This window comes from Nocardia sp. NPDC003726, assembly GCF_053586955.1.
Window position 1 is genome coordinate 66,233 of record NZ_JBSFNF010000030.1, and the last position, 11,517, is coordinate 77,749.

Here is an 11,517-nt window from a genome sequence, read left to right on the forward strand (position 1 = left end):
GGGTAACGGCGCGGAAATCCAGTTCGACAACTGGGCAGGAGACGCCGAACATGCGCCTCGCCCACAGGAGGGTGCCATGTCCACCACCATCGCCCGCCGCGCCGCCGATCACGACGGCCACCGCGTCACGGTGTCGGCCGCAGACGGTGTCCCCCTCGCGGTCCGCGTCTTCGGCGCCGACGACGCCCTCGCGAGCGTCGTCTTCGTGCACGGCCACTGCCTGCGCACCGAATCCTGGACCTGCTTGCGCCAGCACCTCCTGCGGCAGTGGGGCGACGACGTCAGGATGGTGTTCTACGACCATCGCGGCCACGGCGAGTCCGGGGCGGCGCATCCGTCGACCTACACAATCGAGCAACTCGGGCACGACCTCGACACCGTGCTGCGGACGGTCGCGCCGACCGGTCCGGTGATCCTGGTCGGCCACTCGATGGGCGCGATGGTCGTGCTCGCCTACGCGCGGCTCTACCCGCAGGCCATCGGCACGCGGATCGCGGGCATCGGGTTGCTCGCCGGCGCGGCCGCCGGGATCACCGAGGCCGGGCTGGCGCGCCTGCTGCATCGGCGCGCGGTGAACTCGCTGCAAGCCGCCGTCACGCACGCCCCGCGGGTGATGCAGGCGTCCCGGCGCCTGACCCGCCGCCTCTTCGCGCCGATCCTGCGCGAGGCCGAATTCGGCGCCGGGAAGGTGAACCCGCGGATGGCCGCGCTGGCCACCGCGATGCTGAACGACACCCCGCTGGTGACGATGGCCGGATTCCTGCACTCGCTGATCACCTTCGACGAGACGGCGACCCTGCACCACCTCGGCGCCGTCCCCGCGCTGGTCCTTGCGGGTTCGGCCGACCTCATCTTCCCCTTCGCCCACTCCGTGGCGCTGGCCTCGCAGCTGGCCGGTGCCGAATTGGTCCGCCTGGAAGGGGCCGGGCACAGCGTGCTGCTCGAACGAGCCGACGAGGTCGCGCTGTCCATCGTCGGGCTCGCCGAGCGCGCGTTCGCCGTAGCGCGGCCCGACGCCGGCTACGCCGCCGCTGGCTGAGCCGCGGCAATCCGGCGGCAACCAGCGGATTTCTCCCTCGCACGAGCCAGGAACAAATTCTTTCGGTACTGTGTTGTAGATCACGTTGTGTGGTGGGTCACACGGCTGGGTGCAGCGCGGGCCAAGGCAAACGGGCAACCGTGCGTCACTGCACCGAGTTCGCATGTCCGCCAGGGAATCAGGAGGTATCGATGACTCGCAGCGAATTCGCGGAACTACGCTACGCGGTCGGCCAGCTCCGGCAATCCATCGGCGTACTCCGCAGCCAGTACGGTGACGCCAGCACGGTGCGGCGGTTGGAGAACGACCTCGAGCGGCTCGTCATCGACGCCGACGAACTCGAGCAGTCACCGCCGCCCGAGGTGCCGCGCCGGACGCAGGACGTCATCTACGTACCGGACAGCAAGTCCGACGAGGCCGCGTGGATGGGCGCGCAGGACGAGGGGCTGGGCTTCCACTCCCGTCCGCGGACGAAGTAGTCCCCGGTGGGCGGCGGGGTAGCCGCCCACCGCGGCGTCCATGCCCGCTACGGCGGCGCTCAGGGCTTCCATCCAGCGCCCACGCCGAGCGCGAAGACACGGCAACGCTGTGAGCGTTCTGAGCACGTCGGCGTTCGAGGCCGCACCGGCCCGCCGCGGCACACCGTGTGCCGCGTCCGTCACGGCGTCGGGCATGTCGCGTCCGCCCCGGGACAGGTCACGCCGCCTCTGTCGCGGCACCTGTTACGAGGCGTCCACCGCGGCGCAGATCATGTCGGATCCGTCGCGGCACAGGCCACGCCGCATCCGTCGCGGCACAGGCCACGCCGCATCCGTCGCGGCACAGGTCAAGCCGTAACTCGGCACGGCACGGAGGTCGCCCTCGATCGAGGCACCAAACCGACCCCGGCGCGGCGAACCGTCACCAACGCCTGAGCGCCGTGACTTCCACTCGGGGCGCGCCCATCGAGTCACCGCACCGGGAGGTCCCGGGTTCCGGCATCGGCTCCGCATGAATCGGCGCTTGGACAACCCGATCCGCGACCGCGTTCACGCCTGCGGGCGACGGTTGAAGAGGCAAATCCGGCGCTCCCATTCGCCCTGCTCGAAACTCATTTCGCTGCCTCGGACTTCGAAAAGTCCGGTTGGCCCGGAACTTCCGGGAGACATACCTGAGCCCTGCCCGATGTGGCGTAAATCATACGGTTGACGGCGGGGCGGGTTTGTCGAGACCCCGCTCGATCAATAGCGGACGTGTCGTATGGTGCTCAGCATCACATTCGATTGCGGAGGTACCGATGACCACCCGCACACAAGATCAGCGAGGCATCCCCCTGTGAGTGCCGCACCGACCGCCGCCCCCGAAGCGGGCACCGGCGTATTCAGCAGAACAAGGGCCCGGATCTCGGATCGCACATTGCGCACCGACCGATGGTGGATCCCCCCACTCGTCACGGTGCTCGGGCTCGCCGCGTTCGTCATCTACGCGACGATCAGATCGTATGTGCGTACGGCATATTGGGTTCCTGACTATCACTATCTGACGCCCTTCTACTCGCCGTGCCTGAGCACTTCCTGCGTCGAGGGCTCCAGCCATTTCGGCACCCCCTTCGGCGAGCTGCCCGCGATCCTGCCACTGGGCTTCGTGGTGCTGCCGTTCCTGCTCGGCTTCCGGCTGACCTGCTACTACTACCGCAAGGCCTACTACCGGTCGGTGTGGTTCTCCCCGCCCGCCTGCGCCGTGGCCGAGCCGCACGCCAAGTACACCGGCGAGACCAAGCTGCCGCTGATCATCCAGAACGCGCATCGCTACTTCTTCTATGTGGCCGTGGTGGTCTCGCTGATCAACACCTATGACGCCGTCGTCGCCTTCCACGGCAAGACCGGCGGCTTCGGTTTCGGCCTCGGCAATATCGTGTTGCTGCTCAACGTGATCCTGCTGTGGGCCTACACGCTGTCGTGCCACTCGTGCAGGCACATCGCGGGCGGACGGCTCAAGCACTTCTCCGCGCATCCGGTGCGCTACTGGTTCTGGACTCAGGTCTCCAAGCTGAACACCCGGCACATGACGCTGGCCTGGACCACCCTCGGCACGCTCGTGCTGACCGACTTCTACGTCATGTTGGTTGCCAGCCAAACGATTTCGGATCTGCGGTTCATCGACTGACCGCCTCATCGAGGAGTTTTTCTGCATGGCAGAAGTGGAACGGCACAACTACGACGTCGTCGTGATCGGAGCGGGCGGCGCCGGACTGCGGGCGGTCATCGAAGCCAGGGAGCACGGCCTGTCCGTCGCGGTGGTGTGCAAATCGCTGTTCGGCAAGGCGCACACCGTGATGGCCGAAGGCGGCTGCGCGGCGTCGATGGGCAACGCGAACGAAAAGGACAATTGGCAGGTCCATTTCCGGGACACGATGCGCGGCGGCAAGTTCCTCAACAACTGGCGCATGGCCGAATTGCATGCCCAGGAAGCGCCCGATCGAGTGTGGGAACTGGAGACCTACGGAGCGCTGTTCGACCGGACGCCGGACGGCCGCATCAGCCAGCGCAATTTCGGCGGCCACACCTACCCGCGGCTCGCGCACGTCGGCGACCGCACCGGCCTGGAGATCATCCGCACCATGCAGCAGAAGATCGTATCGCTGCAGCAGGAGGATTTCGCCGAGACCGGCGACTACGAGAAGCGCATCAAGGTCTTCGCCGAATGCACCATCACCGAATTGCTCAAGGACGGTGACCGCATCTCCGGCGCGTTCGGTTACTGGCGCGAATCCGGCCGCTTCATCCTGTTCGAGGCTCCGGCGGTGGTCCTTGCGACCGGCGGTATCGGCAAGTCCTACAAGGTGACCTCCAACTCATGGGAGTACACCGGCGACGGGCACGCGCTGGCACTGCGGGCGGGCGCGACGCTGATCAACATGGAGTTCCTGCAGTTCCACCCGACCGGCATGGTATGGCCGCCCAGCGTGAAGGGCATCCTCGTCACCGAGGGCGTGCGCGGCGACGGCGGGGTGCTGAAGAACACCGAGGGCAAGCGGTTCATGTTCGACTACATTCCGCCGGTCTTCAAAGGGCAGTACGCCGAGACCGAGGAAGAGGCCGACCAGTGGCTGCGTGACAACGACTCCGCGCGCCGCACACCGGACCTGCTGCCGCGCGACGAGGTCGCCCGCGCCATCAACGAGGAGGTCAAGGCCGGGCGCGGCACCGAGCACGGCGGCGTCTACCTCGACATCGCTTCCCGGATGCCCGCCGAGGAGATCGTGCGGCGGCTGCCTTCGATGCACCATCAGTTCAAAGAGCTCGCCGACGTGGACATCACAAAGGAGCCGATGGAGGTCGGCCCGACCTGTCACTACGTGATGGGCGGGATCGAAGTCGATCCGGACACCGGTGCGGCCACGGTGCCCGGCCTGTTCGCCGCGGGCGAGTGCTCCGGCGGCATGCACGGGTCCAATCGCCTGGGCGGGAACTCGCTGTCCGACCTGCTGGTGTTCGGTCGCCGGGCCGGGCTCGGGGCCGCCGCCTATGTGGAACAGCTCGGCGAGCGTCCGTCGGTCGCGGAGGACGACATCACGAACGCCGCGCGGGCCGCCGTCGCGCCGTTCGATCCGCCCGCCGACGGCAAAGGCGAGAACCCCTACACCTTGCACACCGATCTGCAGCAGACGATGAACGACCTGGTCGGCATCATCCGCAAAGAACACGAGGTGCGCGAGGCGATCGACAAGCTCGCCGAGCTGCGCGCCCGGTTCCGCCAGGTGACCGTGGAGGGCCACCGCCAGTTCAACCCCGGCTGGCATCTCGCGCTCGACTTGCAGAACATGCTGCTGGTCAGCGAATGCGTGGCGCACGCGGCGCTGCTGCGGACCGAGAGCCGCGGCGGTCACACCCGCGACGACTACCCGTCGATGGACCCCGACTGGCGGAACAAGCTGCTGGTGTGCGCGGTGGATCCGGACACGGCCGGCGACCCGATTCCCGGTGTCACCGTGACGCGCAAGGATCAGATCCCGATGCGATCGGACCTGCTCGCCCTTTTCGATCTCGGCGAGCTCGAGAAGTACTACACCCCGGATGAACTCGCCGGGCACCCGGCCGCGGCCGGGCATTCGACGGAGCGAGAGGCGTAACGATGGGTTACGACGCCAAATTCCGCGTATGGCGCGGCGATCTCGACGGCGGAGAACTGCAGGATTTCACCGTGCTGGTGAACGAGGGCGAGGTGGTGCTCGACATCATCCACCGCCTACAGGCCACCCAGGCGCCCGATCTGGCCGTGCGCTGGAACTGCAAGGCGGGCAAATGCGGTTCTTGTTCGGCCGAGGTGAACGGGCGGCCGCGGCTGCTGTGCATGACCCGCATGTCCACCTTCACCCAGGACGAAGTGATCACGGTGACGCCGATGCGCACCTTCCCCGTGATCAAGGACCTCGTGACCGACGTGTCGTTCAATTACGAAAAGGCGCGCGAGATCCCGTCTTTCACGCCACCCGCCGATCTCAAACCGGGCGAGTACCGGATGAAACAGGTCGACGTGGAACGTTCACAGGAATTTCGCAAGTGCATCGAGTGCTTCCTGTGCCAGAACACCTGTCATGTGGTTCGTGACCACGAGGAGAACAAGAAAGCGTTCGCCGGACCCCGCTATTTGATGCGGATCAGCGAATTGGAGATGCACCCGCTCGATGTCGGCGACCGGACCGAGCTCGCGCAGGACGAGCACGGGCTCGGGCTGTGCAACATCACCAAATGCTGCACCGAGGTCTGCCCCGAGCACATCAAGATCACCGACAACGCGCTGATCCCGATGAAGGAACGGGTGGCCGATCGCAAGTACGACCCGCTGGTCTGGCTGGGCAACAAACTGTTCCGCCGCTAGTCGCCGGACAACCGGCCGGGGCGATCCCCGGCCGGTCGGCGCACCCTTACAACATGGCCACGACGCCGAGGGCCACCACCCACACCAGCAGGCCGACGAGCAGCGCCGACAGCAGCGAGCTGGTGAGGACGAAGACTCCGACCGCCGATACCGCGAACAGCAGCGCGACGATCAGCCATTCCACCCAATCGTCCGGCCGCAATTTCCGGTACCGGGGATGGGAACTCTTGAGCCCACGGTCCACAGACCCTGGGCTACCCGTATCCGGCCTCGGCAAACGTCTTTCCGTTGCCGAAAATGTGTCATTCCGTGATCTCGAAGGCGGGCGCGCCTCAGCGTGGCCGGTCGAACTCACCGTCCTGCACCCCGGCGGTGAAGGCGGCCCACTCTCCCGGCGTGAAGATCAACACCGGGCCCTCGGGGTCGTTTCCGTTGCGCATTCCCACATGCCCGTCGGCGAGCAGGGCCACTTCGACGCTGTCGTTTCCGGAACCGTCTCCGGCTTTCCGCCACGTGGCGCCGGTCAGGTCGATGTTCGCGTTGCCTTGAATGCTCACGAAACGGACTCCTTCGCTGTCTGCCGTGGGGAGACGTACGGACCGAGAACCCAGCACCATCGCTGGACATACGCACGCGCGCCCGATAGTACCGCCGCCGCCGGGCGGGCACCGGCGAAAAGGCCGGTACCCGCCCCACGATCCGGTGGAATCTCCCGGTGCGGCCCCCGCCCTCAGCGGCGGCGCGGCGCGGGCTCCGCCCATGCCCGAATGGCCGCGACCACCACTCGCCCGGACGGACGAAACCTGTTGCGCGGCGGCACGATCCAGGAGCGGATCGCGCCGACCGACGCCGTCGGGGACGGCAACGCGATCGTCGACCCGGTGCGCGACACCGAGACGTTGAGCCGGAACAACTCCGCGAACAAGCGCGTATCGTTCTCGGGCAGATCCGGCGCGATCAGGAAAGTCCAGCGATTGGAGCGGGGATGCGCCAGAATCGGGCCGAGCCGCACGCTCTTGCTCTGCATGTGCGCCTTGACGGCCTGTCCCAGGCCGCTCGGCATGGTCAACGCCCACACCGACCCGGCGCGCATCACGATCCGGCCGAGTTCGGGCGGATCGACGACGGCGGGCAGATCGCACTCCCGCCGGTAGAACTGGCATCTGGATCGCGGTGTATCCCCCAGTGGCCTCTGCTCCACTGACAACCCCCTGCAGTTGTGTGGTTCGACGATGAGGTGCGCGCCATTGCGAACCCCTTCGGCTATCGCTCACGTACCGATGTGAATGCGGTGACGGCCGAGTGTGGCGCGACAACCTCTAGTTTTGCTTTTCCCCGCCCCGCACCGACTGATAAAGAAGGGGCAAAACTGCGGAAAAGTGAACGCGCGGAGGGATCAGTGCCAGGTGTGGTCGGTCAGCGGGGTGCGCGGGCCGAACTTCGGCTTGTGGAAGTGGCCGCTGATCTCGAGCAGGCGGATCGCCCGGTAGCGATGCGGGCGTAGCGGTTCCAGATATTCGACCATCGCGTCGTCATCGATGGGACGGCCGAGCAGCGTCCAGCCGACCGCGGCGGCGAGGTGGTAATCGCCGACCGACAGCGCGTCCGCGTCGCCGAAAGCCCGCTGCGCGATCTCCGCGGCGGTCCACACCCCGATACCGGGGACACTGCGCAGCATCCGCGCCGCCTCGACCGGATCGGCCCGGGCCGCGCGCTCCAGCGAATCGGCGATTCGAGCCGCGCGCACGATGGTCTGGGCACGCTGCGGTCCGACATTGGCGCGGTGGTAGACCCAGGAGGGGATGCGCCGCCAAGCGTCCGCGTCCGGCGGCAACCGCATACCCTCCGGCACGGGGCCCGGCGCCGGTTCGCCGTACTGCCGCACCAGTTTCCGCCACGAGGCCCGTGCGGAAATTGTGTGCACCTTCTGTTCCAGCACCGACGGCACCAGCGCTTCGAAGACCAGGCCGGTGCGCAGCATGCGCAGGCCAGGAAAGCGGCGGTGGGCATCGACGAGCTTCGGATGATCCGGGAGGAATGCCGAGACGTCCTCGTCCAGGCAGAGCATGTGCTCGAGACCCGCGAGGAATTCCGCCGCGCCCGGACCCCACGCGCGGGCCTGCACGGTGAACGGATCGGACTGGGCCAGGCGGTAGGTGACCGGACCGGTCGGCAGCCGGGAAGCATGCCAGTGCGCGCCGTCGGCCGTCACCCGGTGGCACGGGTCGCCCGCGCCGCGACCGAGGGGGGCCAGCGTGCAGGCCAGATCGATCGGCCGATCCGTGGTCACGGTCCGGCTGGCTCCCGGCTCGACCGTCACGCTGCGCACCGGAATCATTCTGCCCGGTGCGCCGCGCGGCGCCGCGTCCGCCTCCACCGGGCGGGGCGGATTATCATCTGAGCCACACCAAAGGCTTTTCATACCGATCGCACATAATTATGGATTCGTAATACCATGTAACGGCACGAGATTAGCGGCGATATTGTTTTAGTTCGGCAAATATCTGGCTGTAGCAATGACGGAGGTTCTCTGATGATCACCAATGTGCTCAACTGGTTGCTCAACGCCTGGGGTGGGGTTTTCGCGGGCAGCTCGGGCTACCAGATCCCGCCTGGCACCTTGCCGTTCGGCAGCTGAACCACGCGGGCGCCCACCGGCCCGTCGGCGGGCGCTCGAAAGCTCACCCTTCCAGCAGGAATTGCGCGATATGGCGCGCCCGTCGCCCGGAAAGGGCAGCGGCCTGCGTGCGACAGGAGAAGCCGTCGGCGAGGAAGAGCGCGTCCGCGCCCGCGGCGCGCAGGGCGGGGAGCATGCCGTTCTCGGCCACCGCGACCGAAATGTCGTAATGGCCCGATTGCATTCCGAAATTGCCCGCCAGCCCACAGCAACCGGTGATTTCCGTCACCGTCACACCCATGCGGGCTAATAGACGGCGATCGGCATCGAATCCGAGAATCGCGTGCTGGTGACAATGCGGTTGAACGACCACGCGCCTGCCGGTCCGCCGCGGCGGGCGCCAGGTCGGCTGTTCGGCGAGGAACTCGGCCAGGGTGCGCACGGCGGCGGCGGTCCTGGCCGCTCTCGGATCGTCCGGCAACAGTTCCGTCAGGTCCGCGCGCAGGACCGCGGTGCAGGACGGCTCCAGCCCCACGACCACGCCGCCCGCGTCGACGTGCTCCTGCAACGCGGTCAGCGTCGCCCGCAACCGCGCGCGGGCGCCGTCGAGCTGACCGGTGCTGATCCAAGTGAGTCCGCAGCAGACGCGCCGCTCGGGGATCCGTACGCGGTAGCCCGCCGCGGCCAGCAGTCGTGCCGCGGCCAAGGCGATCTCCGGGTCGAACGCGTCGGTGAAGGTATCGATCCACAGCATCACCTCGCCGGAGACACCGCTTCCGACCCGCTCTTCGGGCACGTAGGCGGACTCGGCCAGCCGGTCGCCTTCGTCCAGATCGCGCCAGATGCGGCGGAAGGTGCGCGGGGCGAGGCGCGGCACGTCGCGGCGCGGGTCGATGCCCGCGGCCCGCAACCCGGCTCGGCGTAGCGCGGTCCGGCCCGCGAGCGCGTTGACGACCCGCGGCATCCGGCTCGCGACGGACAGCCATCGAGGCAGCCAGCCCAGCGCATAGTGATCGACGGGCCGGAGCCGGTGGCGGTAGCGGCGATACAGCGTCTCCGACTTGTAGGTGGCCATGTCCACACCCGCGGGGCAGTCCGACCGGCACGCCCGGCAGGACAGGCACAGATCCAGCGACTCGGCGACGGCGTCCGACGACCAGGGCAGCGCGCCGCGCGTCACCTCTTGCAGCACCCTCGCCCGCCCGCGGGTGCTGTCCTTCTCGTCCCGGGTGGCCTGGTAGGACGGGCACATGAAACCGCCGTCGGCGCGACATTTGCCGACGCCGACACAGCGATGGACCGCGACGCCCATATCGCCGTCGTCCTCCGCGAGCAGGTAACCCTTCGACGCGGCGACGCGACCGAGTCCGGCCAGCCGCAGGTCGGCGTCGATCGGCCGCGGTGCGACAAGCACGCCGGGGTTGAGGATGTCGCCGGGGTCGAACAGCGCTTTGTACCCGGCGAAGACCTCGAGCACCGCGGGGGAGTACATCGCCGCGAGCAACTCGGAGCGAGCCCGGCCGTCGCCGTGCTCACCGGACAGCGAACCGCCGTGCCGGACGACCAGCTCCGCCGCGTCGAAGAGGAAGGCGCGGAAGCGGTGCGGCGCGTCGGCGATCGGGAGATCGAGGCGGACATGGATGCAGCCGTCGCCGATATGCCCGTACAGCAGCCCGTCGACGCCGTGCTCGCGGGTCAGGTCGGCGAAATCGCGCAGGTAGGCGCCGAGCCGGGCAGGTGGGACGGCAGCGTCCTCCCAGCCGGGCCAGGCCGGCTGCCCGTCCGCCGTGCGGCCGGCCAGCCCCGCCCCGTCGGCGCGGATTCGCCACAGCGCCGCGGCGATGCCTGGATCGGTCACGATCCTGCTGTCCACCGCGCCCGCCGTCCGGCACAGCCGCTGCGCGGCGGCCAGCGCCTCGGCCCGCGTTGCGCCCGCGGTCTCCACGAACAGCCACCCACCGCCGCGCGGGAGGTCGGGCACCGTCCCCCGGTGCGCCCGCACCACGTCCACCAGCCGCGCGTCGATGCCCTCCACCGCGATCGGCGCGCAGGCCAGCACGGCGGCGACGTCGTCGGCCGCGGTGGCGATGTCGGGGTAGCCGAGCACCGTGAGCACGGTGGCCGCCGGCAGCTCGACCAGCTCCACGGTCGCGCCGAGCAGCAGGCCGCAGGTGCCCTCGCTGCCGACGAACGCCTTCGCCGCCGACGCGCCGCGCTCGGGCAGCAGGTGTTCCAAGCCGTAACCGGATGCCTGGCGGTCGAAGCGGCCGAGATCGGTGCGCAGCACCGCGAGATTGGCCCGGCTGAATTCCGCGAGACCAGGCACCGCGGACAGGTCGGCGGCCAGCGTGCGCTCCGTGCAGGTGCCGTCCAGGATGCGCAGCTCGCGCACCGTGTCGGAAGTGCGGCCCCACGCGACGGCGCGCGGTCCGCACGCGTTGTTGCCGATCATGCCGCCGAGCGTGCAGCGGTTCTGCGTCGAAGGGTCGGGCCCGAAGCGTAAGCCGTGCGGACGGGCCGCGCGCTGCAACTCCGACAGGACCACGCCCGGCTGCACGGTGGCCAGGCGCTGGTCCGGATCGATCGACACGACCCGGTTCAGATGCCTGCTGAAATCGAGCACCAGCCCGGGGCCGATCGCGTTGCCCGCCACCGACGTTCCCGAGCCGCGCGCGGTCACCGGCAGCCCCTCGGCTCGGGCGAATTCCAAGGTATTCGCTACGTCGTCGTCGGTACGGGGGAAGACGACCGCCGTCGGGAGGACCCGATAGTTCGACGCGTCGGAGGAGTACTCCGCCCGCCGCCGGTCGGAGGTGTCGACCGCACCATCGATCCTGCCGCGCAGGGCCGCCATCCGGTTCACTGTGTTTATTTTTCCAGCGCTGTGTTTGTCTTTCCAGCGCCTGCGGCGCTGGGCGTTCGCGGCCCTCTTGTGGCTCGCGTTTACGCGACCGCCGCTTGCTCCTTCGTCGCGGACGCGGCGGCCGCGTAAACGCGAGCC

Annotated in this window: 10 protein-coding genes; 5 read left to right on the forward strand and 5 right to left on the reverse strand. The window is 68.4% G+C overall.

All coding sequences use genetic code 11. From position 1 onward, the window contains the following. Positions 1-76 precede the first annotated feature (76 nt). From ACWDMM_RS29365 to ACWDMM_RS29385, 5 genes are all read left to right on the forward strand, one after another. A complete protein-coding gene (locus ACWDMM_RS29365) occupies positions 77-1,039 on the forward strand; it encodes an alpha/beta fold hydrolase (RefSeq protein WP_449940522.1) in 963 nt (320 codons plus the stop codon). Positions 1,040-1,230: 191 nt separating this feature from the next. Beyond that, a complete protein-coding gene (locus tag ACWDMM_RS29370) occupies positions 1,231-1,518 on the forward strand; it encodes a hypothetical protein (protein WP_195079515.1) in 288 nt (95 codons plus the stop codon). A gap of 835 nt (positions 1,519-2,353) precedes the next feature. After that, positions 2,354-3,184 carry a hypothetical protein gene (locus tag ACWDMM_RS29375; RefSeq protein ID WP_195079516.1) on the forward strand — a complete coding sequence of 277 codons (831 nt, stop codon included), beginning with the start codon at positions 2,354-2,356 and terminating at the stop codon, positions 3,182-3,184. A 25-nt stretch (positions 3,185-3,209) separates the two neighbouring features. After that, on the forward strand, positions 3,210-5,150 hold the full coding sequence (locus tag ACWDMM_RS29380; RefSeq protein WP_195079517.1) for a fumarate reductase/succinate dehydrogenase flavoprotein subunit: 1,941 nt from the start codon (positions 3,210-3,212) through the stop codon (positions 5,148-5,150). A gap of 2 nt (positions 5,151-5,152) precedes the next feature. Beyond that, complete coding sequence (locus ACWDMM_RS29385; RefSeq protein WP_039803305.1) at positions 5,153-5,899, forward strand: succinate dehydrogenase/fumarate reductase iron-sulfur subunit; 747 nt, start codon at positions 5,153-5,155, stop codon at positions 5,897-5,899. 46 nt (positions 5,900-5,945) lie between these two features. On the opposite strand, the gene ACWDMM_RS29390 is transcribed toward ACWDMM_RS29385, so the two are convergent. The 5 genes from ACWDMM_RS29390 to ACWDMM_RS29410 all read right to left on the reverse strand — a co-directional run bounded on the left by ACWDMM_RS29390 (position 5,946) and on the right by ACWDMM_RS29410 (position 11,370). Then, positions 5,946-6,143, reverse strand: coding sequence for a hypothetical protein (locus ACWDMM_RS29390; protein ID WP_195079864.1), 198 nt, complete (start codon positions 6,141-6,143; stop codon positions 5,946-5,948). An 88-nt stretch (positions 6,144-6,231) separates the two neighbouring features. Further along, entirely contained in the window at positions 6,232-6,456 is a 225-nt protein-coding gene (locus tag ACWDMM_RS29395; protein WP_323124341.1) for a DUF397 domain-containing protein, read from the reverse strand. Between the two features lie 173 nt (positions 6,457-6,629). Beyond that, on the reverse strand, positions 6,630-7,100 hold the full coding sequence (locus ACWDMM_RS29400; RefSeq protein ID WP_195079519.1) for a DNA-directed RNA polymerase subunit beta: 471 nt from the start codon (positions 7,098-7,100) through the stop codon (positions 6,630-6,632). 195 nt (positions 7,101-7,295) lie between these two features. Then, positions 7,296-8,237, reverse strand: coding sequence for a DNA-3-methyladenine glycosylase family protein (locus ACWDMM_RS29405; protein WP_449940534.1), 942 nt, complete (start codon positions 8,235-8,237; stop codon positions 7,296-7,298). A gap of 343 nt (positions 8,238-8,580) precedes the next feature. Then, complete coding sequence (locus tag ACWDMM_RS29410; protein ID WP_449940528.1) at positions 8,581-11,370, reverse strand: FAD-binding and (Fe-S)-binding domain-containing protein; 2,790 nt, start codon at positions 11,368-11,370, stop codon at positions 8,581-8,583. Positions 11,371-11,517 lie beyond the last annotated feature (147 nt).